Origin of the sequence: Burkholderia pyrrocinia, assembly GCF_018417535.1 — a bacterium.
In the GTDB taxonomy this organism is placed as follows: domain Bacteria; phylum Pseudomonadota; class Gammaproteobacteria; order Burkholderiales; family Burkholderiaceae; genus Burkholderia; species Burkholderia pyrrocinia_E.
This window is the reverse complement of sequence record NZ_CP070977.1, coordinates 2,110,126-2,134,394: the sequence shown is the minus strand read 5'-3', so window position 1 is coordinate 2,134,394 and position 24,269 is coordinate 2,110,126. Positions and strand designations below refer to the sequence as shown.

Sequence of the window (24,269 nt, the reverse complement as noted above, 5' to 3'; positions counted from 1 at the left end):
GAACCGATCATGAGCGAATCCCAGATCATCGAAGTCCCGTCCGCCGACTGGAGCGGACACAACCTGTCGGCGCCGCGCGAGCAGTTGCTGGCCGCGGTCGAGGAAGGCAAGGTGCTGTATTTCCCGCACCTGCGCTTCGCGATCGAAGGCGGCGAGGAAGCGCTGCTCGATCCGGCGCTCGCCGATCCGAAACGCAAGAACATCAGCCTTGCACCGAACGGCGGCGCGCTCGCCGGCGTGCTCGGCGACAGCGTCACGCAGTCGGCCGTGCGCGCGCTCGTCGCGCGCTTCCAGCAGCAGGCCGGCACGCTCGTCGACGGCCTTTTCCCCGAATACCGCGGCAAGCTGCGCGTCGCGCCGACCAGCCTGCGGCTGATGCAGGTCGAGACGCGCCAGACGTCGTGGCGCAAGGACGACAGCCGGCTGCACGTCGACGCATTCCCGTCGCGGCCGAACTACGGCGAGCGCATCCTGCGCGTGTTCACGAACGTGAACCCGGCCGGCGTGCCGCGCGTGTGGCGTGTCGGCGAGCCGTTCGAGGACGTTGCGAAGCGTTTCCTGCCGTCCATCAAGCCGCAATTGCCGGGCGCCGCGTGGCTGCTGAACCTGCTGCACGTGACGAAGTCGCCGCGCAGTGCGTACGACCACCTGATGCTGAACCTGCACGACAGCATGAAGGCCGATCTCGACTACCAGAAGACGAGCCCGCAGCAGACGATGCCGTTCCCGCCGGGCAGCGTGTGGATATGTTTCTCGGACCAGACTTCGCACGCTGTGATGTCCGGCCAGTTCATGCTCGAGCAGACGTTCTTCCTGCCGGTCGACGCGATGGTCCGCCGCGAATGCGCACCGCTCGGCATTCTCGAGCGCCTGAAGGGCAGGGCGCTGGTTTGAGCGCATACCTGCTTCGATGCAATACGAGGGTCGCTGCATGCTGAGGGCGATCTATCGCGCGCTGTGGTGGCTCGTCGCGCCCATCGCGGTCATCCGGCTCTACGTGCGTTCGCGCAAGGAGCGCGGCTATCGCGAGCACATCGGCGAACGCTTCGGCCGCGTGGCGGGCCGCTCGCGCGACGACTGTGCGCCGCTGATCTGGGTGCATGCGGTATCGGTCGGCGAGACGCGCGCCGCGCAGCCGCTGATCGACGCGCTGCTGCGCGCGCGCCCCGATGCGCGCGTCCTGCTCACGCACATGACGCCGAGCGGCCGCGCGACCGGCGAACAGATCTTCGGTGATCGCGTGCTGCGCGGCTACCTGCCGTACGACATGCCTGGCGCGGTGCGGCGCTTCCTGCGCGCATGGCGGCCGACGCTCGGCCTCGTGATGGAAACCGAGGTGTGGCCGACGCTGATCGACGAGTGCCGCCGCGCGGACGTGCCGCTCGTGCTGACCAATGCGCGGATGTCCGCACGTTCGTTCCGGCGCGCGGCGAAGTTCGGCGCGGCGACGCGCGACGTGTTCGGCGGCTTCTCGCGCGTGCTCGCGCAGAGCCCGGCCGATGCGGAGCGGCTGACGTCGCTCGGCGCACGCAACGTGACCGTGCTTGGCAACCTGAAGTTCGACATGACGACGCCGCCGGAACTGGCGGCGCGCGGCCATGCGTGGCGCGACGCGATCGGCGCGCGGCCCGTGTGGGTAGCCGCCAGCACGCGCGAGAACGAGGAGGCGCTGGTGTTGCAGGCGTTCGCCGCGATGCGCACGCCCGACGCGCTGCTGGTGCTCGTGCCGCGTCATCCGCAGCGTTTCGCCGAGGTCGAGGCGCTCGTCGAGCGCAGCGGGCTCAAGTGCGTGCGACGCTCGGCGTGGGCCGCGGACGCGGCCGCGCCCGCGGCCGGCCGGCCGGCTGCCGAACCGCTGCCGGGCGACGTGACGGTGCTGCTCGGCGATTCGATGGGTGAACTCGGTGCGTATTACGCGGCCGCCGACGTCGCGTTCATCGGCGGCAGCCTGCTGCCGCTCGGCGGACAGAACCTGATCGAAGCGTGCGCGGTCGGCGTGCCGGTGCTGATCGGGCCGCACGTGTTCAACTTCACGCAGGCGACCGCCGACGCGGTCGCGGCCGGTGCGGCGATGCAGGTCGAGGATCCGCTCGATCTCGCGCACGTGCTCGACGCGCTGTTCGCCGACAAGGCACGGCGCATCGCGATGGGCGCGGCCGGCGCGGCCTTCGCGGCGCGTCATCGCGGCGCGACCGCGCGCACGGTCGACGTGCTCGCGGCACTGCTGCCGCCCGCCGAACGCGGCGCGCGCGCGCTGCAGGACGCGCAGGACACGTCCGACGAATAGGCGAAGGCGGCGCGATGCCGCCCCGGGCATGCGTGGCGGCGTCGTGTGCCGCCGCCGCGCCGCTCAGACCGTCAGCAAGCCCTTCTTCTCGATGAACGCGATCACGTCCGCGACGCCTTCGAGCGCCTTCAGGTTCGTCATCACGAAAGGCCGCTCGCCGCGCATCTTCTTCGTGTCGGACGCCATCACGTCGAGGTTCGCGCCGACCAGCGGCGCGAGATCGGTCTTGTTGATCACGAGCAGGTCGGACTTCGTGATGCCGGGGCCGCCCTTGCGCGGGATCTTCTCGCCGCCCGCGACGTCGATCACGTAGATCGTCAGGTCCGACAGCTCGGGGCTGAATGTCGCCGCGAGATTGTCGCCGCCCGATTCGATGAACACGATGTCGGCGTCGGGAAAGCGCGACAGCATCCGGTCGACGGCCTCGAGGTTGATCGACGCATCCTCGCGGATCGCCGTGTGCGGGCAGCCGCCCGTCTCGACGCCCATGATGCGCTCCTCGGGCAGCGCGCCCGCAACCGTCAGCAGCCGCTGGTCTTCCTTCGTATAGATGTCGTTGGTGATCGCGACGAGGTCGTAGCGGTCGCGCATCGCCTTGCACAGCATTTCGAGCAGCGTGGTCTTGCCGGAGCCGACGGGGCCGCCGATGCCGACGCGCAGCGGCGGCAGTTTCTTCGTGCGGCGGGCGGAGGAGGGGACAGGTGCATTCATGGCGGGTAGCGTCGTGTTCAGGAGCGGAACAACCGCGAGTACTGGGTTTCGTGCCGCGCGGACAGGATGCCGAGTTGCGGCGCGAACGTGTTGACGGCGTCGGGCGGCGTCGCGAGCGCGCGGCGCACGGCCGCGTCGATCGCACCGCGCAGCGCGACGATGATGCGTTGCCCGGCGAGCTGGCCGAGCGGCACGGCCTTCAGCGCGGCGGACGTCTGGTTCTCGACCCAGCCGAAGGCGTACGCGGCGAGCGTCGCGTCGGCGCTGGCATCGTGCGCGGCGGCTGCGTACGCGAATGCCGTTGGCAGCGTGACCGGCGACATCGATGCGAGCGTCGCCCGGCGCGCGGCTTCGCCCCATTCGAGCGACGCGCAAAGCTGCGCGAGCGACCAGCCCATCTGTTCGGTCTCGCGGCGCAGTTCCGCCGATTCTCGGCTCGCGATGAACCACGCATCTTCGGCGGCGAGCGCGTGCGCGTCGTGCGCATGCCAGCGCGCGAGCTGGTGCGCAAGGAACGGCAGCTCGCCTTGCGCAAGCACGTCGGTCAGGCCGCTCGCGATCCAGTCGCGCGCGCTATCTGCGTCGCGGATCAGGTTCGCGTCGAGCGCCGCTTCGAGGCCCTGCGAATAGCTGAACGCGCCGATCGGCAGCGCCGGCGACGCGAGGTGCAGCAGCGTGACGAGTTCAGTGGTGGTCATGGCCGTGGCCGTGCGTGCATCCGGGACCATGCTGGTGATCGTGATCGTGATCGTGATCGTGCGAATGCGAGTGTCCGTGGTGTTCGCCGAACACCTGCTGCGCCAGCGCGTAGTCCTCGGCGAACGTCGCGTCGTGCCCGTGCTTGTGGCCGCCGCCGTAGGCGCCGGCTTCCGGCTGGAACGGCGCGCTCGTCGCTTCGACCTGCGTGCCGAGCCGGCGCAGCATGTCCGCGAGCACCGGATCGGCTTCGAGCTTCAGGTAGCCGTCGCCGATCTCGACCGGCGTGTGACGGTTGCCGAGATGGTACGCGGCGCGCATCAGCGTGAGCGGATCGGCCGCGCGCACGAGCAGCACGGTCTCGGGTGCCGCGGCGACGCGCACGAGCGCGCCGTCGTCGGCGACGAGCACGTCGCCGTCGCGCAGCACGGTGCCGCGCGGCAGCAGGACCGCGACGTCCTCGCCGGTGTCGAGCGTCGCCGCGAGGCGGCTCTTGCAGCGGGCGTCATACGCGAGCGTGAGCGTCGGTGCGCGCGCGACGAGCGACGCGGCGAGTTTCACGTTCGGGGCAATGCGTTTGTCGAGGGTGCGCATAAGACAGGAACCGGGAACCGGACATCAGAACAGGAAATAGCGCTGCGCCATCGGCAGCACCGTCGCCGGCTCGCAGGTGAGCAACTGGCCGTCGGCGATCACGTCGTAGGTTTCGGGGTCGACGCTGATCGACGGGCGCCACGCGTTGTGGATCATGTCGGCCTTCGTCACGTTGCGGCAGTTGCGCACGGGCACGATCCGCTTCGCGAGGCCGTAGCGTTCCGCGATGCCCGCGTCGGCCGCCATCTGCGACACGAAGGTCAGCGACGTGCGCGCGAGCGCGCCGCCGCGCGTCGCGAACATCTCGCGATAGTGGACGGGCTGCGGCGTCGGGATCGACGCGTTCGGGTCGCCCATCTGCGCGACCGCGATCATCCCGCCCTTCAGGATCATCGACGGCTTGATCCCGAAGAACGCGGGCTCCCACAGCACGAGGTCGGCCCACTTGCCGGGCTCGATCGAACCGACTTCGTGCGCAATGCCGTGCGTGATCGCCGGGTTGATCGTGTACTTCGCGACGTAGCGCTTCGCGCGGAAGTTGTCGTTGCGCGCGCCGTCCCCGGGCAGCGCGCCGCGCTGCACCTTCATCTTGTGCGCGGTCTGCCAGGTGCGGATGATCACTTCGCCGACGCGGCCCATCGCCTGCGAATCGGACGACAGCATCGACAGCGCGCCGAGATCGTGCAGGATGTCCTCGGCCGCGATCGTCTCGCGGCGGATCCGCGATTCGGCGAACGCGAGATCCTCGGCGATCGACGGATCGAGGTGATGGCACACCATCAGCATGTCGAGATGCTCGTCGAGCGTGTTGATCGTGTACGGGCGCGTCGGGTTGGTCGACGACGGCAGCACGTTCGCCTCGCCGCACACCTTCAGGATGTCGGGCGCATGGCCGCCGCCCGCGCCTTCGGTGTGGTACGTGTGGATCGTGCGGCCCTTGAACGCGGCGACCGTCGATTCGACGAAGCCGGCTTCGTTCAGCGTGTCGGTGTGGATCGCGACCTGCGTGTCGGTGTCGTCGGCGACCGACAGGCAGTTGTCGATCGCGGCGGGCGTCGTGCCCCAGTCCTCGTGCAGCTTCAGCCCGATCGCGCCGGCCGCGATCTGCTCGACGAGCGGCTCGGGCAGGCTCGCGTTGCCCTTGCCGAGGAAGCCGAGGTTGATCGGCCAGCCGTCCGCGGCCTGAAGCATCCGCTCCATGTGCCACGGGCCCGGCGTGCAGGTCGTCGCGTTGGTGCCGGTGGCCGGCCCCGTGCCGCCGCCGAGCATCGTCGTGACGCCCGATGCGAGCGCCTCGTCGATCTGCTGCGGGCTGATGAAGTGGATGTGCGTGTCGATGCCGCCCGCGGTCACGATCAACCCTTCGCCGGCGATCACTTCGGTCGCGGCTCCAATCGCGATCGTCACGCCCGGCTGGATATCCGGATTGCCGGCCTTGCCGATCGCGGCGATGCGGCCGTGCTTGATCGCGATGTCGGCTTTCACGATGCCCCAGTGATCGAGGATCACCGCGTTCGTGATGACCGTGTCGGGCACGTCGGCGGACACGCGCTGCGACTGGCCCATCCCGTCGCGGATCACTTTCCCGCCGCCGAATTTCACTTCCTCGCCGTAGGTCGTGAAGTCGCGTTCGATCTCGATCAGCAGTTCGGTATCGGCGAGCCGGACGCGGTCGCCCGTCGTCGGCCCGAACATTTCCGCGTATGCGCGGCGGCCCAAGCGTAGTGTCATCTCGTGCTGTTCCTGAAGACCTGAAGAATGGGGCGCGCGCTCAGAGCGGCCCCATCACCTTGCCCTGAAAACCGTAGACGGCGCGATCGCCCGCGAGCGCGACGAGCTCGACGGTGCGCGTCTGGCCCGGCTCGAAGCGCACGGCCGTGCCGGCCGCGATGTTGAGCCGGAAGCCGCGCGCGGCCGCGCGGTCGAACGACAGTGCGTCGTTGACTTCGAAGAAGTGGTAGTGCGAGCCAACCTGCACCGGACGGTCGCCGGTGTTCGCGACGACGAGCGTCAGCGTTTCGCGGCCCACGTTCAGTTCGTGCTCGCCGTCGTCGGTGAGGATTTCGCCGGGGATCATGCGTGGCCTCACGGAATCGGGTGGTGGACGGTCACGAGCTTCGTGCCGTCGGGAAAGGTCGCCTCGACCTGGATGTCGGGAATCATTTCCGGCACGCCGTCCATCACGTCGTCGCGCGTGAGCAGCGTCGTGCCGTAGTGCATCACCTCGGCGACCGTCTTGCCGTCGCGCGCGGATTCCATCAGCGCGGCGGTGATGAAGGCGACCGCCTCCGGATAGTTGAGCTTCAGGCCGCGCGCGCGACGGCGTTCGGCCAGCAGCGCCGCCGTGAAGATCAGCAGCTTGTCCTTTTCTCGGGGAGTCAGTTTCATGAAGGCAAACGTTCAGGAAAACGTAATTTTTATCGGTGCGCACGTAACCGGGTGGATGCGCGAATCATCGTAGCACCGCGCTGTTTTGCGTGCGCCGTGTATCGGTTATGTAAGCAGCAAGGCGCGTGCCATGTGCATGGAACGCAGCGCGATGCGCGTTCCTGGTGCGCGGTGCATGGGTAACGTGCAGCGCCGGACGCGCCGCTGCGCCGAAACGGTGCGCGGCGCGAGCGCGCTCAGGTTTGCCAGAGGCGCAGCGGTCGTGCGTTGACGCCGTGCACGATCGGTCGCAACTGCAGCCAGCAGTCGGTGAAGTGGCGCTGCAGCGCTTCCATCGACGTCGACAGCGCGCGCACGAGCACGACGCCGGGCGTCACGCAGGTCGCACCCGCGCGCAGCGTGTCGTCGAACGGCATCCGCGCGGCGAGCGATTCGGCGAGCGCGGCGTCGCACGCGGCGCCGGCGGCCCACAGCGTGCCGTATGCGGGAAAACCTGCGAGGCCCTGCAGCGCGCCGCGCAGCGGATCGCGCGCGTCGAGCAGCGCGCGCTCGGTCCACAGCGGCCGGTCGTCGGCACCGACGAGCGCGGAGGTCGACGCGATGCGGCCCGCCGACCAGGTTTCGCCGGCCGCCTGCCGGCCGAGCTGCGTCGCGTCCCAGCCGATCGCGCTCGCGCCTGCGCCGAGCGTCACCGTGAAGTCGAGCGCTGCGTGCGCCGCGTCGAAGAACAGGTTGTTCTGCGGCAGCCAGTCGAGCTTCGCGTTCTCGCCGACAGTAATGCCGATGCGCTGCGTCGCATCGAGCCCGTTCGACTTGTACCACTTGGTCGCGCCGGGCGTCGTCAGCACCGCGTGCGTGCCGTCGCCGAGCGCGATGTCGATGTCGAGCCGGTCGCCGCCCGCGACGCCGCCCGGCGGGTGGACGATCACCGCATGGCAGATCGCGTCGCCTTCCGGGTACAGCGGCCGCTGCACGCGCAGCGGGCCGTCGTGCAGCCGGTGCGCGAGCGTCGTGCGCGCGCCGTGCCGCTCGAAACCGAGTTCGAGTCGGCCGCGCCACGACTTGGCGACGGCGGGGCGGGACAGCGGGGCGTGGGAATCGGGGGCGGACATCGGCGGCGAGCGGGCAACGAGAGAAACGGGCGCGAAAAACGTGGATCCTACCGGAACAATAATGCAGATGCCGCGTTCGTTGAAAGCGCCATGTGCGGCCGCACCGCGAACCGGCCGCCTGTGCCCGCTGCCGTACCGTGCGTCACACCGCGATCAGCTCGCGCACGCCGTTCGTTTCCATGTCGCGCGCGTCGCCGCCCGCGACGATCTCGCCGCGGCTCATCACCCAGTAACGGTCCGCGATCGATCGGGCGAAGTCGTAATACTGCTCGACGAGCAGCACCGTCATGTTCGATTCGTCGACGAGCTGTCGCAGCGTGCGACCAATGTCCTGGATGATCGACGGCTGGATGCCCTCGGTCGGCTCGTCGAGGATCAGCAACTGCGGCTCGCTCATCAGCGCGCGGCCGATCGCGAGCTGCTGCTGCTGGCCGCCCGACAGGTCGCCGCCGCGCCGCGCGCGCATGTCCTTCAGCACCGGGAACAGGTCGTAGATGCGGTCCGGCACTTTCGACGGCGCCTTGCGGCTCGCCGCGCCGACGAGCAGGTTCTCCTCGACGGTCAGCCGCGGAAAGATGTCGCGGCCCTGCGGCACGTACGCGAGCCCGGCCGCGACGCGCGCATACGGCGGCAGCGCGCCGAGCGCGGTGCCGCGCCACGACACGGTGCCGCTCTTCGCGGCGACGACGCCCATCAGGCAGCGCAGCAACGTGCTCTTGCCGACGCCGTTGCGGCCGAGCAGCACGGTGAGCTTGCCGTCGTCGGCGGCGAGGTTCACGTTGCGCAGGATATGGCTGCCGCCGTAGTACTGGTTCAGCGCTTCGATCTTCAGCATCGCATCAACGTCCCAGATAAGACTCGATTACCGCGTCGTCGCGCTTGACCTGGTCGAGCGTGCCTTGCGCGAGCACCGCGCCTTCGGCCATCACCGTCACGCGGCCCGTGTCGCCCGCGAGCGCCGCGACGAATTCCATGTCGTGCTCGACGACCATCATCGAACAGGTGCCGCGCAGCGTGTTCAGCAGCTCGGCGAGTTCCATCGTCTCGTGGTCGGTCATCCCGGCTGCCGGCTCGTCGAGCAGCAGCAACGCGGGGCGCTGCATCAGCAGCATGCCGATCTCGAGCCGCTGCTTCTGCCCGTGCGACAGTTCGCCGGCTGCTCGATACGCGTGGCTTTCGAGGCCGATCAGCGCGAGCGTCTCCTCGATCTTCGCCTGCGCCGCGCGGTCGAGCCGCGCGCGCAGCGACGCGAGCCAGCCCTTGTCGGTCTGCATCGCGAGTTCGAGGTTTTCCCACACCGGATGCTGCTCGAACACGGTGGGCTTCTGGAACTTGCGGCCGATGCCGGCGCGCGCGATCTCGGGCTCGCTCATCCGCGCGAGGTCGAGCGTCTGGCCGAGAAACACGTTGCCGGCATCGGGACGCGTCTTGCCGGTGATCACGTCCATCATCGTCGTCTTGCCTGCGCCGTTCGGGCCGATCACGCAGCGCAGCTCGCCCGCGTCGATTGCGAGCGACAGTTTCTTCAGCGCTCGGAAGCCGTCGAAGCTCACCTCGATATCCTCGAGGTAGAGGATCGTGCCGTGCGACGTGTCGATGCCGGGCGGCACGACGCGGCCCATCGATGCGGTGCCGCTGACGGCCAACAGTTCGTCCTCGGGCGGCGGCGTGAATTGGTAGAGGGCCGTTCCGTTCATCCACGTTTCCCCTTCGCGAGCACGGTTTCGACGAGGCCCATGATCCCGCGCGGCAGCAACAGCGGCACGAGCACGAAGATCAGGCCGAGGAAGAACAGCCAGTATTCGGCGAAGTACGCGGTAAACAAGCTCTTCGCGCCGTTCACCGCGAACGCGCCGACGATCGGCCCGATCAGCGTGCCGCGCCCGCCTACCGCGACCCAGATCGCCATCTCGATCGAGTTGCCGGGCGACATCTCGCCGGGATTGATGATGCCGACCTGCGGCACGTACAACGCGCCCGCGATGCCGCACAGCACGGCCGACACGGTCCACACGAACAGCTTGTACGCGAGCGGGCTGTAGCCGAGGAACATCAGCCGCGTCTCGCCGTCGCGCACCGCGGTGACGACGCGCCCGAGCTTGCTCGTGACGATCGCGCGCGCGGCGATGAACGCGAGCACCAGCGTCGCGAACGTCAGCAGCAACAGCACCGTGCGCGTGCCGGGCGACGTGATCGCGAAACCCGCGATGCGCTTGAAGTCGGTGAAGCCGTTGTTGCCGCCGAAGCCGGTTTCGTTGCGATAGAACAGCAGCATCGCGGCGAACGTCAGCGCCTGCGTGATGATCGACAGGTACACGCCTTTCACGCGCGAACGGAACGTGAAGAAGCCGAACACCCATGCGAGCACGGCCGGCACCAGCACGACGAGCGCGAGCGCCCACGCGAGATGCTGCGTGCCGCTCCAGTACCACGGCAACTGGTGCCAGTCGAGGAACACCATGAAGTCGGGCAGGTCGCTGCCGTACTTGCCGTCGCGACCGATCTCGCGCATCAGGTACATGCCGATCGCATAGCCGCCTAGCGCGAAGAACAGCCCGTGGCCGAGGCTCAGGATCCCGCAGTAGCCCCATACGAGATCGAGCGCGAGCGCGGCGATCGCGTAGCACATCAGCTTGCCGGCGAGCGTCATCGCGTAGGCGGACAGATGGAATGCGCTCGCTTCGGGCGCGACGAGCGCGGCGAGCGGCACGCCGATGCCGATCGCGATGCACAGCGCGACGAGCGCGAGCCACGTGCGGCGCGACAGCAGCGCAGGGCGCGGCGACAGGCCGAGCGCGAAGCCGTCTGCTGCGCGTGCGGCGGCAGCGGGCTTCGGCGCGTCGGCGACCGGGTTCGACATCGAATCGGTAATGAAAGTCACGTCAAGCCTCCGCGCTGCGGCCCTTCGGGGCGAACATGCCCTGCGGACGTTTCTGGATGAACAGCACGATCATCACGAGCACCGCGATCTTCGCGAGCACGGCGCCCCAGAACGGCTCGATCGCCTTGCTCGCGAGGCCGAGCCCGAAGCCGCCGAGCACGGTGCCGGCGATCTGTCCGACGCCGCCCAGCACGACCGCCATGAACGAATCGATGATGTAGTTCTGGCCGAGGTCGGGGCCCACGTTGCCGATCTGCGACAGCGCGCAGCCGCCGAGGCCCGCGATGCCCGCGCCGAACGCGAACGCATACGCGTCGACGCGCGCGGTCTTCACGCCGACGCATGCGGCCATCCGGCGGTTCTGCGTGACCGCGCGCACGAACAGGCCGAGCCGCGTCTTCGTCAGCACCGCCCACGCGACGAACACCACGGCGAGCGCGAACGCGAGGATCGCGAGCCGGTTGTACGGCAGGATCAGGTTCTGCATCACGGTCACGCCGCCGCTCATCCACGACGGGTTCACGACCTGCACGTTCTGCGCGCCGAACAGCATGCGTGTTGCCTGGATCAGGATCAGGCTCACGCCGAACGTCGCGAGCAATGTCTCGAGCGGGCGGCCGTACAGATGGCGCAGCACGAGCCGTTCGAGCACGATGCCGACGAGCGCGGCCGTCGCGAACGACGCGGGCACGGCGACGAGCGGATACCAGTCGAACGCGCCGGGCGCGTAGCGCTGGATCAGCGTCTGCACGACATAGGTTGCGTACGCACCGATCATCAGGAATTCGCCGTGCGCCATGTTGATCACGCCGATCAGCCCGTACGTGATCGCGAGGCCGAGCGCGGCGAGCAGCAGCACGCTGCCGAGCGACAGGCCGGCGAACAGCGTGCCGACGATTTCGCCGCGGCGCTGCAGCGTGTGCAATGCGTCGAGCCCTTGCTGCGCGGCATCGCGCACGCGCGCATCGGGCTCCGCGTAGCTGCCGTCCGCGTCCTTCGCGACGAGCGGGCGCAGTTGTTCGATCATGTCGAGGTCGCGGCGCGCGGCCACCACCTGCACGGCTTCGAGGCGCTTCGCCGGATCGCCGTCGTGCAGCGCGGCGATCGCCCACAGTGCATCGAGGCGGCGCTTCAGCGCGGGATCGGTTTCCTTCGCGCGCGCGCGGTCGATCATCGGCTTGAGCGCCGGGTCGGGCGACTTCAGCAGCGCATCGATCGCGTCGCGCCGCGCGGCGACGTCGGGCGATGCGAGCGCGAGCCCTGACAGTGCGCCCGCGATCTTCGTGCGCAGCAGGTTGTTCAGCATCACGGGCTGCGCGTCGCCGGCCGGTGTCGCGGCCTGCGTGAGCGCGTCGTGCGCGGTGTCGCCGGTCTGGATCAGCAGGCGGCCGTCGCCGGTCGCGAGCGCGTCGCCGGTCGACAGCGCGTTGAGCACGGCGACGGCGCGCGGATCGGCATCGGCGGCGAGCCGCTCGATCGCGGCCGTCTTCGCGTCGAAGTCGTCGCCGGCGAGCGCGGCGGTATCGGCGGCCGACAGCGCGAACGCGGCGCGCGGCAGTGCGCCCGCGAGGGCGGCGCACGCGACGATCGCGACGGCGGCTCGGCGAAAGCGTATAGGCATCGGGAAATCCTGTCGGGCTTGGGAAAGCGGATTCATGCGGCGATGCGCCGGTGCATGCGGTTTGTCACCGCAAGCGCGGCCGGCGCATCGGCACCTGCATGCGAGCGGCACGTCACGCCGATGCGCGACGCGCCGTACCGCGTCAGGCCAACGCCGCGCGCTGCCGGCGCAGGAACGCCGGGATCGACGTGACGATGTCCGGCTTGCCCTGGTTGCCCGCGATGAACGGGCTCCACGGCTGCGCGCGCACCGCGGTCTTCGTCTTCCACACGACGTTGAATTGCCCGTCGCCGCGGATCTCGCCGATCATCACCGGCTTGTGCAGGTGATGGTTGCCGTCCATCGCGAGCGTGAAGCCCGACGGCGCGGCGACGGTCTGGCCGATCATCGCGACGCGCACCTTGTCGACGTCGGTGCTCTTCGCCTTCTCGACGGCCTGCTTCCACATGTGGATGCCCACGTAGGTCGCTTCCATCGGGTCGTTGGTCACGCGCTTCGCGCCGCCCGGCAGGTTGTTCGCCTTCACCCACGCGGCGAACTGGTCCTTGAATTTCGTGTTGGTCGGGTTCTTCACCGACATGAAGTAGTTCCACGCGGCGAGGTGGCCGACGAGCGGTTTCGTGTCGATCCCGCGCAGTTCCTCCTCGCCGACCGAGAATGCGACGACCGGCACGTCGGTCGCCTTGATCCCCTGGTTGCCGAGTTCCTTGTAGAACGGCACGTTCGAATCGCCGTTGATCGTCGAGATCACGGTCGTCTTGCCGCCTTGCGAGAAGGTCTTGATGTTCGCGACGATGGTCTGGTAATCGCTGTGGCCGAACGGCGTGTAGACCTCCTGAATGTCGGCATCCTTCACGCCCTTCGATTTCAGGAACGCGCGCAGGATCTTGTTGGTCGTGCGCGGATACACATAGTCGGTGCCGAGCAGGAAGAAGCGCTTCGCTCCGCCGCCTTCCGCGCCCATCAGGTACTCGATGGCCGGAATCGCCTGCTGGTTCGGCGCGGCGCCCGTGTAGAACACGTTGCGCGACATTTCCTCGCCTTCGTACTGCACCGGGTAGTAGAGCAGCCCGTTCAGTTCCTCGAACACCGGCAGCACGGACTTGCGCGACACCGACGTCCAGCAGCCGAACACGCACGCGACCTTGTCCTGCGTGAGCAACTGGCGCGCCTTCTCCGCGAACAGCGGCCAGTTCGACGCGGGATCGACCACCACCGGCTCGAGCTTGCGGCCCATCACGCCGCCGCTCTTGTTGATGTCGGCGATCGTCATCAGCGCGGTGTCCTTCAGCGACGTTTCCGAGATCGCCATCGTGCCCGACAGCGAGTGCAGGATACCGACCTTGATCGGGCCGGTGCCCGCATCGGCCGCGTGCGCGAACGGGCTCTTGCCCGCCAGCGCGAGCGCGCCGGCCATCGAACCGAACTTCAACAGACTGCGACGTTTCATCGGGTTCCCCTTGACGTGTTGGATATGCGTGCGCCTTGGCGGCGTCGGCCATCAGGTAACGCAAGGCATGTGCCAGTCCGCGTACATGCACGCCGGCCGTGCCGGAGCGGGCGAACGCGCGGTGCGCGTGACGCTTCGTGCGGCATCCATGGTCCGTTGCGGTGCAGGTTCGCGGGCGCAAATGGTGCACGGTCGTGCTTCACCGTTCCGGTGCCTGCACGCGCTACCGGAACGGCGCGATGGTGCGCCATACGGGCGACATCCTCGCGTTCTCGCCGTCGCTCATCGTCGACGACGCGCAGATTGCCGAGCTGTTCGCGATCGTCGCCGACGCGCTGAAGGAAACGGAGTAGGGGGGGAAAGCGAAACGGGCGCGCCATGCGCGCCCGTTCGGCGGATCGTGTGGCCGGCGCGGTGCCGGTCACCGGTATGGCGGCGCGCAATGCGCCGCCGGAGAGGTCAGTAACGCGGCACGGACGGATCGACGTCGCGCGACCACGCGTCGATCCCGCCTTGCAGGTTGTACAGCTTCGTGAAGCCGCGCGATTCGAGGAACATCGCGACCTGCGCGCTGCGCATCCCGTGGTGGCACACGCAGACGATTTCCGCTTCGTCGTCGAGCTCTTCGCTGCGCGCGGGGATCTGCTGCATCGGGATCGATACGCTGCCGGCGATCTGTGCGGTCGAGATTTCCCACGGCTCGCGTACGTCGAGCACGACCGGTGCGGGGCGCGCCGTATCGCCGAGCCATTCCGCGAGCATCGCGGGCGTCAGGATCTGCATGGAGGCTCCGCCGTTCAGAACTTGAAGCGCGACGGCTCGATCGCGTTGACGAGGGGGGCGATGTAGGTTTCGAACACGTCGGCGACGCGGTACTGCTTGTCGTCGATGCGCGTGATGATCTGCGCCTTCATCACCGGACGGCCGCCGACGATCGCCGACAGGCGGCCGCCGACCTTCAGTTGTTCGAGCATTTCCTGCGGTACGACAGGCAGGCCGCCCGCGACGCAGATCACGTCGTACGGCGCCTTGCCGGCCCAGCCGCGCGAACCGTCGCCGAGCACGACTTCCGCGTTCGTCACGCCGTCGTTGCGAAGGTTGTCTTCCGCGAACTTCGCGATCACCGGATCGATCTCGACGGCCGTCACGTGCTGCGCGCGATGCGCGAACAGCGCGGCCAGGTAGCCCGAGCCCGCGCCGACCAGGAGCACGTTCTCGTGCTTCTTGACCGTCAGTTCCTGCAGCACGCGTGCTTCGACGCGCGGGAACAGCATCTTGCTGTGTCCGCCGGGCAGCGGCAGTTCGAGGTCGGCGAACGCGAGATCGCGGTATTCGGCCGGAACGTAGTTTTCACGCTTGACGATCGACAGCAGGCCCAGGACGTCCAGATCCAGCACGTCCCACGGCCGGATCTGCTGTTCGATCATGTTGAAACGCGCGTTTTCGATATTCATGGTGTGGTCACGCAGCCTGGTCGGCCATCAGCGGGGGTAGATAAACTCCGCGATTGTACCAAACAGGGCGGCGATCAAGCCTTCAGGCGGCCTGCAACAGACCTTTACCCTTTGCTTTTCTTGATCTGCGCCTCGAATGCGAGGTCGAGCTTGCTCGCCTTGCGCGGCTTTTTGGGGCCGAATTCGTCGACGAACTTGACGAACTCGTCGAGCGGCAGCGGCTCGCAGCGCTTTTCGGCGGTGCCGCCCGAGCGGTCGACGAGATAGAACAGGCCGCCCGCCATCGCGACGGCCGCGAATTGCGGGTTGCCGGAGCGGGTTTTCAGGCGTTCGACCGCGTAGGTCGCTTTGGTGGTGCGCATCGTGCGGATTCTGGCGGAACGGAAGCCTCACACTGTATCAAACCGGCCGCCCGCGTGCGGCCGCCGGTTTGCGGCCGGTGCTAGACCGTGCGCGAGTAGCTTTGCCGCGGCGTCTGGCCGAGATACGCGTCGAACGCCATTGCGATGTTGCGCACGACCATCCGGCCGGCCGGATGGATCGTCAGGCGGTCGCCCGCGATCGTCAGGAGCCCGTCGCGCTCGAACGGGCGCAGCGCATCGAGCTCGCGCGCGAAATGATCGGCGAAGCGGATGCCGTGCGCGGCCTCGACATGCGAGAACGGCAGTTCGAGGTTGCACATCAGTTGCGTGATCACGTCGCGGCGCAGCCGGTCGTCGGGCGTGAGCCGCACGCCGCGCACGATCGGCAGCCGGCCCGCGTCGAGCGCGGCGCCGTACGCGGGCAGGTCTTTCGCGTTCTGCGCGTAGACGTCGCCGACCTTGCCGATCGACGACACGCCGAAGCCGACGAGGTCGGTATCCGCGCGCGTGCTGTAGCCCTGGAAATTGCGCTGCAGCGTGCCGTTGCGCTGTGCCCGCACGAGCTCGTCGGACGGCCGAGCGAAGTGGTCCATCCCGATGTACACGTAGCCGGCCGACGTCAGCATGTCGATCGCGAGGCCGAGCAGCGCAATGCGCGTTGCGGGCGGCGGCAGTGTCGCATCGTCGATTTGCCGCTGCATCTTGAACAGGTGCGGCATGTGCGCGTAGCCGAACACCGACAGCCGGTCGGGCGCGAGTTCGATGATCGTCTCGAGCGTGCGCGCGAACCCGGCGACCGTCTGGTGCGGCAAGCCGTAGATCAGGTCGACGCTCACCGAATGGAAGCCCGTCGCGCGTGCGGCGCCGAGCAGGTCGGCCGTCATCGCGAGCGGCTGGATGCGGTTGATCGCCTGCTGCACGACCGGATCGAAATCCTGTACGCCGAGGCTCAGGCGATTGAAGCCGATCGTGCGCAGGTGGACGAGCGTCGCCGGCGTGACCGTGCGCGGGTCGATCTCGATCGAGAACTCGGCGTCGGCGTCCGGCGCGAGCGCGAAGTGCTCGCGGGTGGCCGCCATCAGCTCGGCCGTTTCGTCGTCGGACAGGAAGGTCGGCGTGCCGCCGCCCCAGTGCAGTTGCGTGACCGGGCGTGACGGATCGAACAGCGCGGCCTGCTGCGCCATCTCGCGCTTGAGCTGGTCGAGATACGGGCGCGCGCGGCGGCGGTTGTTGGTCGCGATCTTGTTGCAGCCGCAGTAGAAGCACGCGGTGTTGCAGAACGGGATGTGGAAGTACAGCGACAGCTCGCTCGACGACGCGCCGGGATCGCTGGCCGCGCGCACGTAGTCGGCCGTGTCGAAATCGTCGCGGAATTGCAGCGCGGTCGGGTACGACGTATAGCGCGGCCCGTTCGCGCCGTATTTTGCGAGCAAATCGGGACGGAACATTGTGTCGGCAGAACCAGAACTCATGACGGTCTCGCGCTTTTTAGATGCTTTCGAGTATATAAACGCGCGATTCGGCTGCATTGTGTAATAACGTCGCAGCCGGCGATGGCACAATGCGGGGTGGGGTGCCGGCCGCCGCGTCCGGTTGCCGCACCGTTTTGTGTTGTTCGTTCGAGAGAGCCGAGTGTCCGTCGAAATGCCAGTCCGCCCGGCGCCCGCCGATGTCCAGCCGCCGCACGCGTGCCGCGAAGGCTGCGGCGCGTGCTGCATCGCGCCGTCGATTTCCAGCCCGATTCCGGGCATGCCCGACGGCAAGCCGGCCGGCGTGCGCTGCGTGCAGCTCGGCGACGACCTGCGCTGCCGGATCTTCGGCCGGCCCGAGCGGCCCGCATGCTGTTCGGGGCTGCAGCCGTCCGCCGACATGTGCGGCGCGTCGCGCGACGACGCGCTCGCGTGGCTCACGCGCCTCGAGGCCGCGACGCAGCCGTCGCCGCCTGGCGGTTTGGGTCGATAGCGGGTTGCTCGCCAGGTTCGGGGCCGGATACGGCAGACGGAACCTGCGGCGCGCGCCGACGCACTAACGCCGGTCGGCTGCCCGGCATGGGCCTGCCCCGATCACCCGATCGCCGCTGCGCCCGATACAGGAAGGAGAGAGTTCAGCATGACCGTACCTTGCGCGCCCGGCCGGCGCCGTTTTCTCGCTGCAACCATTGGCGCCGTCGGCGTGTGCGTATCGCTCGCCGCCTGCGCGTCGACGTTCCCGTTCATCCCCGATCACTACACGTTCTCGCGCGGCGACGTGCAGAAAGCCGTCGCGCGCAAGTTTCCGTACCAGAAGACGGTCGCGCAGGTCGTCGACGTGTCGCTCGCGAACCCGGCCGTCAACCTGCTGCCCGACCAGAACCGCGTCGCCGTGCAGCTCGACGCGCATTTCGCGAGCCCGTTCCTGCGCGCGCCCGTCAGCGGCAAGTTCACCGTGTCGGGCCAGCTCGCGTACGACGTGCCGAGCCGCTCGGTCGTGCTGAAGGCGCCTGCCGTCGACAGCCTCGTGCTCGACGGCGACGCGCAGATGTACGGGCAGCAGGTCGGTGCGGCCGCCGGCCTGCTCGCGACGCAGTTGCTGACCAACTATCCGATCTATACGTTCAAGCCCGAACAACTGCAATTTGCCGGGGTGAACTACGAACCCGGTACAATTACGATTCTTACAAACGGCATACGCGTGGCGATCGTCGAAAAATGACGACGAACCGCGCGGCCGAGCGGGCCGCGCGGCAACCTGGCCCTTCCTTTCGACCATTTCGGAGTTGGGCCACGGATGGACTGGATCCTGATCTGCAAGGCATTGATCCTCGGCGTCGTCGAGGGGCTGACGGAGTTCCTGCCGGTGTCGAGCACCGGTCACCTGATCGTCGCGGGCAGCTTCCTGAACTTCAACGATTCGCACGCGAAAACCTTCGACGTCGTGATCCAGTTCGGCGCGATCCTCGCGGTGTGCTGGGAGTACCGGAAACGGATCGCGTCGATCGTGTCAGGGCTGCCGAGCCGGCCCGACGCGCGGCGCTTCACGCTGAACGTCGTGATCGCGACGATTCCCGCGATCGCGCTCGGCCTCCTGTTCGAGAAAAAGATCAAGGCCGTGCTGTTCTCGCCGGTACCCGTCGCGTTCGCGCTTGTCGTGGGCGGCGCGATCATCCTGTGGGCCGAGGCGCGGCAGCGCGAGCGCAGCGAACCGCCGCGCGTGACGTCGGTCGATGCGCTGACGCCGCTCGATGCGCTGAAGGTCGGCATCGCGCAGTGCTTCGCGCTGGTGCCGGGCATGTCGCGGTCGGGCTCGACGATCATCGGCGGGATGCTGTTCGGCCTCGACCGGCGCGTTGCGACCGAATTCTCGTTCTTCCTCGCGATCCCGATCATCTTCGGCGCGACGCTCTACGAAACCGTCAAGGACTGGCAGGCGTTCACCGTCGATTCGCTCGGCCTGTTCGCACTTGGGCTCGTCGCGGCATTCGTCAGCGCGTTCGTCTGCGTGCGCTGGCTGCTGCGCTACGTCGCGACGCACGATTTCACGGTGTTCGCGTGGTACCGGATCGCGTTCGGGCTGTTCGTGCTGCTGGTCGGGTACAGCGGCTGGCTGAACTGGGCGTGATGCGGGAGCCGGTGTCCGGCGTGCTTCCATGAGCAAACGGCCCGATCGGCAGATGCCGGTCGGGCCGTTTTGTCATCCGGGGCAGCGCGACGCTGCAGCGGATTGGCTTAGCCGGCGCGTTTGCGGAACACCAGGTCCCACACGCCGTGGCCGAGCCGCAGCCCGCGCCGTTCGAACTTCGTCACCGGGCGATAGTCGGGGCGCGGCGCATAGTCGGCAGCCGTATTTTCGAGCGACGGCTCCGCGCCGAGCACTTCCAGCATCTGTTCGGCGTAGTTCTGCCAGTCGGTCGCGCAGTGAATGTACGCACCGGGCTTCAGGCGCGACGCGAGATGCGCGACGAGCGGCGGCTGGATCAGCCGGCGCTTGTGGTGGCGCGCCTTGTGCCACGGATCGGGGAAGAAGATGTGCACGCCGTCGAGGCTTTCCGGCGCGAGCATGTGTTCGAGCACTTCGACCGCGTCGTGCTGGACGATGCGGATGTTCGGCAGGTCCTGCTCGCCGATCAGCTTCAGCAGCGCGCCGACGCCCGGCTCGTGCACCTCGACGCCGAGGAAGTCGTCGCCGGGCCGGTTCGCGGCGATTTCCGCGGTCGATGCGCCCATCCCGAAGCCGATCTCGAGGATGCGCGGCGCGCTGCGGCCGAACACCGCATTCCAGTCGGGCAGCTCCGGCGCATACGGGACGACGAAGCGCGGGCCGAGTTCGTCGAGCGCGCGGCGCTGGCCGGTCGACACGCGGCCGGCGCGCGTGACGAAGCTGCGGATGCGGCGGTGGTGCAGCGGATTGACTTCGTCGGCGCCGTCGGCGGCTTCGTCGGGAATGGCGTCGTCGTGCGGCGGCAGGCCGGCTTCGTTCGGATCGTCGTGCATCATCGGTACAGAGAAAGGCTCGGTTGCGGGCGAGGGCCCGTTGCGCGCAGCAGTGCGCCGGGTGAACCGGCACATGGTACAAAAAAGCCGCCTTCGACGAGGCGGCTTATGCGCAGGCTGCCGTGCAGCCGGAAAGTGGAGCGGGCGATGGGAATCGAACCCACGTCATCAGCTTGGGAAGCTGAGGTAATGGCCATTATACGACGCCCGCAGAACGGCGGATTGTACAGGGGGTTGGGTGGGGATGGCAAGCGGGCGGTTTGGGGCGGTGGCAGCGAAACTGGCATGGCTGGATCGTGGGGCGGTGGCGTCGCCGAGAATGGTCGTCAAAGATCGGCCAGAATCGGTCCGTCAACGCAATTTGCTCGATTGGTTGAATCCGCAAATAGCTGGGGCCATTCCGCCCGAGCCAGGGGGCAACGAGCTGGCAGCGCGCTTGCAGGCGAGTCGGTGTCGAAAATAGACGAGTCGGTGTCGGAAGCATACAAGCCCCGGTAACGCTTCCGAACTAACGTGACGGATCACTTACCCGATCGTTTGGAGCTCACATGTCCGATTTCATAACCGTTTTGCGCGAAACCTGCCCGACTCCGGTCCTTGACGCGACCAAGTGGAAGCGCATCGGCGGCGATCCGCACACCGTGAACCTCAACGCTTACGTCTCCAAGGACGGCAGCAAGATCATGGGCACCTGGATCTGCACCCCGGGCAAGTTCGAGGTGAACTACGAGAAATGGGAGTACTGCCACTTCCTCGACGGCTACTGCATCATCACTCCGGAGGGCGAGGAGTCGGTGCACTTGAAAGCCGGCGATGTGTTCGTGATTGAACCCGGCATGAAAGGGACCTGGGAAGTAGTGGAGACTGTGCGCAAGTACTTCGTCTTCGCCTGAGCGGGCCTGTAGATTCGACCACGCATATCGTCGTCGTCCGGACACCTTCCCGGTTCGCGGCCTCTGTCATCGCGGCCCTTGCATGTTGCAAGGGCCCATACACATTTAAAACAAGACGACGCCCGCAGAACGCGTATGCCAAGCCTGGCTGGATTCGGATCACATCGACGCAAGACTCACTGCCTTATTGGTCACAAAATTCCGCCGCAGGTCACTTGATGACGAACGCATCCTTGGGACCGACCGACGTGAACAGGCCGGCGCCAAGCAGCAGGCCTTCGAGGAAGGCGGAGGTGTCGAGCACGAGCGGGCCGACAACCTCTTAAGCTGAACCGGTGATGGTTACGATGAACGCAACGTTAAGGGGCGCCGGGCGGGGGGCGTTGTCAATGCCCCGCCGGGCGCCCGTGCGCCGATGGTCGGCACGAACCGATCAACGCGCCGCCGCGTCGCCGAGGTTGAGCGCGACGAGCGCGCAGACGGTCAGCGCGATGCCGGCGAGCTTCAGCGTCGACACCGATTCGTCGAAGCAGACGATGCCGATCACGGCCGTGGCCGCCGTGCTGGCGGCGGCCCAGCTCGCATACGCGAGCCCCATTTCGAGGCGCTTCGTCGCGAGCGCCATCAGCCACACGGCACAGGCATAGCAGACGATCGTAACGGCGGACGGTAGCGGGCGGGACAAGCCGGCCGAAAACTTAAGGCCGACGGAGCCGAGCACTTCGGCGAGGACACTGACGCCCAGCAGAAGCCAGGCAGACTGGAACGGGGACACGGACGGCCTCCTTCCCCCGACGCTTATACCGAGCGGCGAGGAGAAGTGGAGGTGTCAGCGGTACCCAGAACGAAAGCAGCTTAGTACGCGCGGCGGGGCAACACAAGGCCCGCGCCGCGCCGGTCACGCGCGGCCGGCACCGCCGGCCGCCCACTCCGGTCGCCGCCCGAGCGTGTCGAACAGCCGCACGATCTCGGCCTTCACCTTCTGCACCGCGTTGCTGACGAGCGCCGTATCGTGCCAGCACAGCGACAGGTCGCGCGCGAACAGCCGGTGCGCGACCGTCGACAGCTTGAGCTTGCGTTCCTCGATCTCGACGTGCGCGGCCGTCCACGGCAGGATCGTCACGCCGAGCTGCGCCATCACGGCCGCGAACAGCAGCCCGGTCGAGCTCGCCTCGAAGCTGATCTCGTACGACAGCCCGGCCTCGCGCATCGCCCAGTCGACGCGATTGCGGATCGTGTTCGGCGCGCTCGGCAGCACGAGCGGCATCCGCGCGATCGCGTCGAGCGGCACGGGATCGTCCGGCACCGGAAACCCGGGCCACGTGATCAGGTACAGCGATTCCGTCAGCAGCCGGTGGATCGCGATGCCGCGCGTGTCGACCGCATCGACGACGATCGCGAGATCGAGCCGCGCGCGTTCGAGCAGCGTGTCGAGATCGGCGCTCGGCGCGTCGATCAGCTCCAGCATGATGCCCGGATAGCGGTCGCGCACCGCGCGTGCGAGCGGAATCGCCAGCACGCGCGCGGTGCTCGACGGCATGCCGACCGTCACGCGGCCCTGCGGCGTATCGGCGTCGCGACGCAGCAGCTCGCGCGTGCCGTCGGCCTGGCGCAGCAGTTCGAGCGCATGCTGGTACAGCGTGCGGCCGGCGGCGGTCGGCGCGACGCCGCGCACGCTCCGTTCGAGCAACTGCATCCCGAGATCCTGTTCGAGATTGCGCATCTGCTGGCTCACCGCGGGCTGCGCGACATGCAGCGCCTCGCTCGCATGCGTGACGTTGCCGCATTCGACGACCTTCACGAAATAGCGCAACTGTCTCAAGTCCATCGCCGCCGTCTCCCGATTCAAGCCATAAGGCAATCCGATCGATCGAGATGAATATCATATTTTTCGGCGATCAATGGGGTTTCTATACTCGTCACACAAAAGAGCCAGCCTGCCGGCCATCCCGGACCGGACGCGGCAAAAGTGCCGGCGCCCGCCGGCAAGGAGACGAAGATGTTCAAGGCGATCGACGCGCCGGCGGCCGGCGCGAAGCCGCGGCGCACGCCGCTCACGCGCGAGCAGGTCAAGGGCTTCTGGGCCGTGTACGCGGGCTGGGTGCTCGACGGCGTGGATTCGGTGATCTACGCGCTCGTGCTGATTCCCGCGCTGACCGAACTGCTGCCGGCGTCCGGCATCGCGGCGACGCCCGCGAATCTCGGGATGTACGGCTCGATCCTGTTCGCGCTGTTCCTGATCGGCTGGGGGCTGTCGTTCATCTGGGGGCCGCTTGCCGATCGCTTCGGCCGCGTGCGCACGCTTGCCGCGAGCATCCTGATCTATTCGGTGTTCACCGGCGCGGCCGCGTTCGTGCACGACGTATGGGCGCTGGCCGCGTGCCGGCTGATCGCCGGGATCGGCGTCGGCGGCGAATGGGCGCTCGCGGGCACCTACGTCGCCGAGAGCTGGCCGGAGGACCGCCGCAAGATGGGCGCCGGCTACCTGCAGACGGGCTATTACTTCGGCTTCTTCATCGCGGCCTGCCTGAACTACACGATCGGCGCGACCTACGGCTGGCGCGCGATGTTCCTGTGCGGGCTGGCCCCCGCGCTCCTCGCGGTGTTCACCGTGATGCGCGTGAAGGAGCCGGGGCAGTGGCGCCGGCACGACGCACGCGACGGCGACGTAGCCGACGCGCGGCGCGCGCATCCGCTGCGCGAGATCTTTGCGCCGGCCTTCCTGCGCCGCACGCTGACGAGCGCGAGCCTCGTCGGCGTCGCGATCGTCGGGTTGTGGGCCGGCTCGGTCTACGAGGCGAGCGCGGTCAGCACGCTGGCGGCGCGCGCGGGCATCGATCACATCGGCGCGCTGCGGCTCGCATCGGTCGGCGCGGCGATCCTGTCGTGCGCGACGATCGCCGGCTGCCTGGTCGCGCCGTGGCTGTCGGAACGGCTCGGCCGGCGAACGGCGCTCGGCGTGTATTTCGCGGGCATGGCCGGTGCGATCGTGTTCGCGTTCGGCTGGGCGTTCTACCAGCCGAACGGGCTCACGGCGTTCATGGTGTCGCTCGCGTTCCTCGGTTTCTTCGGCGGCAATTTCGCGATCTTCTCGCTGTGGCTGCCCGAGCAGTACCCGACGCGCGTGCGGGCGACCGCGTTCGCGTTCAACGCGTCGGTCGGCCGGTTCATCGGCGCAGGCGTGAACTTTCTGCTCGGCGCGGCGATTCACGGCTACGGTTCGCTCGGCGTGCCGGTCGCGTGGACCGCGGCCGTGTTCGTGCTCGGCATCCTGATCCTGCCGTTCGCGGTCGAAACGCGCCACCAGACGCTGCCGGAATGAGCGGCACGCCGCCATCGTTCGCAAACACG

The 24,269-nt window shown here is 68.0% G+C and carries 26 protein-coding genes, 1 tRNA gene and 1 pseudogene; 8 read left to right on the top strand and 20 right to left on the bottom strand.

Annotated features, from left to right (window positions below; translation table 11 throughout):
- Positions 1-9: 9 nt before the first annotated feature.
- On the top strand, positions 10-894 hold the full coding sequence (locus JYG32_RS10010; RefSeq protein ID WP_213263459.1) for a Kdo hydroxylase family protein: 885 nt from the start codon (positions 10-12) through the stop codon (positions 892-894).
- Positions 895-931: 37 nt separating this feature from the next.
- Entirely contained in the window at positions 932-2,287 is a 1,356-nt protein-coding gene (gene waaA / locus JYG32_RS10005; protein ID WP_213263458.1) for a lipid IV(A) 3-deoxy-D-manno-octulosonic acid transferase, read from the top strand.
- A 63-nt stretch (positions 2,288-2,350) separates the two neighbouring features.
- Here waaA and ureG read toward each other — a convergent pair whose 3' ends face one another.
- The 12 genes from ureG to urtA form a co-directional block, all read right to left on the bottom strand.
- Positions 2,351-2,998, bottom strand: coding sequence for an urease accessory protein UreG (gene ureG, locus JYG32_RS10000; RefSeq protein ID WP_213263457.1), 648 nt, complete (start codon positions 2,996-2,998; stop codon positions 2,351-2,353).
- A 17-nt stretch (positions 2,999-3,015) separates the two neighbouring features.
- Positions 3,016-3,696 carry an urease accessory protein UreF gene (locus tag JYG32_RS09995; RefSeq protein WP_213263456.1) on the bottom strand — a complete coding sequence of 227 codons (681 nt, stop codon included), beginning with the start codon at positions 3,694-3,696 and terminating at the stop codon, positions 3,016-3,018.
- On the bottom strand, positions 3,683-4,288 hold the full coding sequence (ureE, locus tag JYG32_RS09990) for an urease accessory protein UreE (protein WP_213263455.1): 606 nt from the start codon (positions 4,286-4,288) through the stop codon (positions 3,683-3,685). The genes JYG32_RS09995 and ureE overlap by 14 nt, the downstream gene beginning before the upstream one ends.
- Positions 4,289-4,312: 24 nt before the next feature.
- Positions 4,313-6,019, bottom strand: a complete 1,707-nt coding sequence (gene ureC, locus JYG32_RS09985; RefSeq protein WP_213263454.1) for an urease subunit alpha — start codon at positions 6,017-6,019, stop codon at positions 4,313-4,315.
- A gap of 40 nt (positions 6,020-6,059) precedes the next feature.
- Complete coding sequence (locus JYG32_RS09980) at positions 6,060-6,365, bottom strand: urease subunit beta (protein WP_128843110.1); 306 nt, start codon at positions 6,363-6,365, stop codon at positions 6,060-6,062.
- An 8-nt stretch (positions 6,366-6,373) separates the two neighbouring features.
- A complete protein-coding gene (locus JYG32_RS09975) occupies positions 6,374-6,676 on the bottom strand; it encodes an urease subunit gamma (protein WP_213263453.1) in 303 nt (100 codons plus the stop codon).
- Between the two features lie 236 nt (positions 6,677-6,912).
- Positions 6,913-7,788 (bottom strand): urease accessory protein UreD, encoded by an 876-nt coding sequence (locus JYG32_RS09970; RefSeq protein WP_213263452.1) that lies wholly within the window; start codon positions 7,786-7,788, stop codon positions 6,913-6,915.
- A gap of 142 nt (positions 7,789-7,930) precedes the next feature.
- Positions 7,931-8,623: an urea ABC transporter ATP-binding subunit UrtE gene (gene urtE / locus JYG32_RS09965; protein WP_047900002.1), complete on the bottom strand. Its 693-nt coding sequence runs from the start codon at positions 8,621-8,623 to the stop codon at positions 7,931-7,933.
- Between the two features lie 4 nt (positions 8,624-8,627).
- Positions 8,628-9,485, bottom strand: a complete 858-nt coding sequence (urtD, locus tag JYG32_RS09960) for an urea ABC transporter ATP-binding protein UrtD (protein WP_069745995.1) — start codon at positions 9,483-9,485, stop codon at positions 8,628-8,630.
- Entirely contained in the window at positions 9,482-10,669 is a 1,188-nt protein-coding gene (gene urtC, locus JYG32_RS09955; protein WP_213263451.1) for an urea ABC transporter permease subunit UrtC, read from the bottom strand. Before urtC ends, urtD begins: the two co-directional genes overlap by 4 nt.
- A 1-nt stretch (position 10,670) precedes the next feature.
- The gene (gene urtB, locus JYG32_RS09950; protein ID WP_213263450.1) at positions 10,671-12,290 is read right to left on the bottom strand and encodes an urea ABC transporter permease subunit UrtB; all 1,620 of its coding nucleotides are present in this window, start codon (positions 12,288-12,290) and stop codon (positions 10,671-10,673) included.
- Between the two features lie 142 nt (positions 12,291-12,432).
- Positions 12,433-13,740 (bottom strand): urea ABC transporter substrate-binding protein, encoded by a 1,308-nt coding sequence (urtA, locus tag JYG32_RS09945; RefSeq protein WP_213263449.1) that lies wholly within the window; start codon positions 13,738-13,740, stop codon positions 12,433-12,435.
- A 224-nt stretch (positions 13,741-13,964) separates the two neighbouring features.
- Between urtA and JYG32_RS09940 the strand changes: the two are divergent.
- Positions 13,965-14,093 (top strand): annotated as a pseudogene (locus JYG32_RS09940) (aminotransferase class III-fold pyridoxal phosphate-dependent enzyme); the annotation flags it as partial.
- A gap of 106 nt (positions 14,094-14,199) precedes the next feature.
- On the opposite strand, the gene JYG32_RS09935 reads toward JYG32_RS09940, so the two are convergent.
- From JYG32_RS09935 to hemN, 4 genes are all read right to left on the bottom strand, one after another.
- Positions 14,200-14,523: a rhodanese-like domain-containing protein gene (locus JYG32_RS09935; RefSeq protein WP_174379650.1), complete on the bottom strand. Its 324-nt coding sequence runs from the start codon at positions 14,521-14,523 to the stop codon at positions 14,200-14,202.
- 14 nt (positions 14,524-14,537) lie between these two features.
- Positions 14,538-15,194 carry a protein-L-isoaspartate O-methyltransferase family protein gene (locus JYG32_RS09930; protein WP_174379651.1) on the bottom strand — a complete coding sequence of 219 codons (657 nt, stop codon included), beginning with the start codon at positions 15,192-15,194 and terminating at the stop codon, positions 14,538-14,540.
- 104 nt (positions 15,195-15,298) lie between these two features.
- Complete coding sequence (locus tag JYG32_RS09925) at positions 15,299-15,556, bottom strand: hypothetical protein (protein ID WP_034182921.1); 258 nt, start codon at positions 15,554-15,556, stop codon at positions 15,299-15,301.
- Between the two features lie 80 nt (positions 15,557-15,636).
- On the bottom strand, positions 15,637-17,028 hold the full coding sequence (gene hemN / locus JYG32_RS09920) for an oxygen-independent coproporphyrinogen III oxidase (protein ID WP_213263448.1): 1,392 nt from the start codon (positions 17,026-17,028) through the stop codon (positions 15,637-15,639).
- Between the two features lie 172 nt (positions 17,029-17,200).
- Between hemN and JYG32_RS09915 the strand changes: the two genes are divergently transcribed.
- The 3 genes from JYG32_RS09915 (at position 17,201) to JYG32_RS09905 (ending at position 19,153) form a co-directional block, all read left to right on the top strand.
- Complete coding sequence (locus JYG32_RS09915) at positions 17,201-17,518, top strand: YkgJ family cysteine cluster protein (RefSeq protein ID WP_174379653.1); 318 nt, start codon at positions 17,201-17,203, stop codon at positions 17,516-17,518.
- A 147-nt stretch (positions 17,519-17,665) separates the two neighbouring features.
- On the top strand, positions 17,666-18,247 hold the full coding sequence (locus JYG32_RS09910) for a DUF1439 domain-containing protein (protein ID WP_213263447.1): 582 nt from the start codon (positions 17,666-17,668) through the stop codon (positions 18,245-18,247).
- A gap of 75 nt (positions 18,248-18,322) precedes the next feature.
- Positions 18,323-19,153, top strand: a complete 831-nt coding sequence (locus JYG32_RS09905; protein WP_174379655.1) for an undecaprenyl-diphosphate phosphatase — start codon at positions 18,323-18,325, stop codon at positions 19,151-19,153.
- 107 nt (positions 19,154-19,260) lie between these two features.
- Here the strand turns inward: JYG32_RS09905 and trmB are convergent, their stop codons facing one another.
- Together trmB and JYG32_RS09895 are read right to left on the bottom strand one after the other, a co-directional pair.
- Positions 19,261-20,028, bottom strand: coding sequence for a tRNA (guanosine(46)-N7)-methyltransferase TrmB (gene trmB / locus JYG32_RS09900; RefSeq protein WP_213263446.1), 768 nt, complete (start codon positions 20,026-20,028; stop codon positions 19,261-19,263).
- 133 nt (positions 20,029-20,161) lie between these two features.
- A tRNA-Gly gene (locus tag JYG32_RS09895) sits at positions 20,162-20,236 on the bottom strand.
- 337 nt (positions 20,237-20,573) lie between these two features.
- Between JYG32_RS09895 and JYG32_RS09890 the strand changes: the two genes are divergently transcribed.
- Positions 20,574-20,918: a cupin domain-containing protein gene (locus JYG32_RS09890; protein ID WP_152864713.1), complete on the top strand. Its 345-nt coding sequence runs from the start codon at positions 20,574-20,576 to the stop codon at positions 20,916-20,918.
- Between the two features lie 433 nt (positions 20,919-21,351).
- On the opposite strand, the gene JYG32_RS09880 is transcribed toward JYG32_RS09890, so the two are convergent.
- Together JYG32_RS09880 and JYG32_RS09875 are read right to left on the bottom strand one after the other, a co-directional pair.
- Positions 21,352-21,693, bottom strand: coding sequence for a DMT family transporter (locus JYG32_RS09880; protein WP_174379664.1), 342 nt, complete (start codon positions 21,691-21,693; stop codon positions 21,352-21,354).
- A gap of 123 nt (positions 21,694-21,816) precedes the next feature.
- The gene (locus tag JYG32_RS09875) at positions 21,817-22,746 is read right to left on the bottom strand and encodes a LysR substrate-binding domain-containing protein (RefSeq protein ID WP_213263445.1); all 930 of its coding nucleotides are present in this window, start codon (positions 22,744-22,746) and stop codon (positions 21,817-21,819) included.
- A 171-nt stretch (positions 22,747-22,917) separates the two neighbouring features.
- Between JYG32_RS09875 and JYG32_RS09870 the strand changes: the two genes are divergently transcribed.
- Positions 22,918-24,240: an MFS transporter gene (locus tag JYG32_RS09870; protein WP_213263444.1), complete on the top strand. Its 1,323-nt coding sequence runs from the start codon at positions 22,918-22,920 to the stop codon at positions 24,238-24,240.
- The last annotated feature ends 29 nt before the right edge of the window (positions 24,241-24,269 follow it).

Coding starts and splice junctions, on each gene's coding strand:
- JYG32_RS09910 (WP_213263447.1), top strand. CDS start 17,666: ATGACCGTACCTTGCGCGCCCGGCCGGCGCCGTTTTCTCGCTGCAACC.
- hemN (WP_213263448.1), bottom strand. CDS start 17,028: ATGAGTTCTGGTTCTGCCGACACAATGTTCCGTCCCGATTTGCTCGCA.
- JYG32_RS09890 (WP_152864713.1), top strand. CDS start 20,574: ATGTCCGATTTCATAACCGTTTTGCGCGAAACCTGCCCGACTCCGGTC.
- JYG32_RS09930 (WP_174379651.1), bottom strand. CDS start 15,194: ATGAATATCGAAAACGCGCGTTTCAACATGATCGAACAGCAGATCCGG.
- ureG (WP_213263457.1), bottom strand. CDS start 2,998: ATGAATGCACCTGTCCCCTCCTCCGCCCGCCGCACGAAGAAACTGCCG.
- urtA (WP_213263449.1), bottom strand. CDS start 13,740: ATGAAACGTCGCAGTCTGTTGAAGTTCGGTTCGATGGCCGGCGCGCTC.
- JYG32_RS09935 (WP_174379650.1), bottom strand. CDS start 14,523: ATGCAGATCCTGACGCCCGCGATGCTCGCGGAATGGCTCGGCGATACG.
- JYG32_RS09915 (WP_174379653.1), top strand. CDS start 17,201: ATGCCAGTCCGCCCGGCGCCCGCCGATGTCCAGCCGCCGCACGCGTGC.
- JYG32_RS09875 (WP_213263445.1), bottom strand. CDS start 22,746: ATGGACTTGAGACAGTTGCGCTATTTCGTGAAGGTCGTCGAATGCGGC.
- JYG32_RS09905 (WP_174379655.1), top strand. CDS start 18,323: ATGGACTGGATCCTGATCTGCAAGGCATTGATCCTCGGCGTCGTCGAG.
- JYG32_RS10010 (WP_213263459.1), top strand. CDS start 10: ATGAGCGAATCCCAGATCATCGAAGTCCCGTCCGCCGACTGGAGCGGA.
- waaA (WP_213263458.1), top strand. CDS start 932: ATGCTGAGGGCGATCTATCGCGCGCTGTGGTGGCTCGTCGCGCCCATC.
- trmB (WP_213263446.1), bottom strand. CDS start 20,028: ATGATGCACGACGATCCGAACGAAGCCGGCCTGCCGCCGCACGACGAC.
- ureE (WP_213263455.1), bottom strand. CDS start 4,288: ATGCGCACCCTCGACAAACGCATTGCCCCGAACGTGAAACTCGCCGCG.
- JYG32_RS09980 (WP_128843110.1), bottom strand. CDS start 6,365: ATGATCCCCGGCGAAATCCTCACCGACGACGGCGAGCACGAACTGAAC.
- JYG32_RS09995 (WP_213263456.1), bottom strand. CDS start 3,696: ATGACCACCACTGAACTCGTCACGCTGCTGCACCTCGCGTCGCCGGCG.
- JYG32_RS09870 (WP_213263444.1), top strand. CDS start 22,918: ATGTTCAAGGCGATCGACGCGCCGGCGGCCGGCGCGAAGCCGCGGCGC.
- urtB (WP_213263450.1), bottom strand. CDS start 12,290: ATGCCTATACGCTTTCGCCGAGCCGCCGTCGCGATCGTCGCGTGCGCC.
- urtE (WP_047900002.1), bottom strand. CDS start 8,623: ATGCTGAAGATCGAAGCGCTGAACCAGTACTACGGCGGCAGCCATATC.
- JYG32_RS09975 (WP_213263453.1), bottom strand. CDS start 6,676: ATGAAACTGACTCCCCGAGAAAAGGACAAGCTGCTGATCTTCACGGCG.
- urtD (WP_069745995.1), bottom strand. CDS start 9,485: ATGAACGGAACGGCCCTCTACCAATTCACGCCGCCGCCCGAGGACGAA.
- JYG32_RS09970 (WP_213263452.1), bottom strand. CDS start 7,788: ATGTCCGCCCCCGATTCCCACGCCCCGCTGTCCCGCCCCGCCGTCGCC.
- ureC (WP_213263454.1), bottom strand. CDS start 6,019: ATGACACTACGCTTGGGCCGCCGCGCATACGCGGAAATGTTCGGGCCG.
- JYG32_RS09925 (WP_034182921.1), bottom strand. CDS start 15,556: ATGCGCACCACCAAAGCGACCTACGCGGTCGAACGCCTGAAAACCCGC.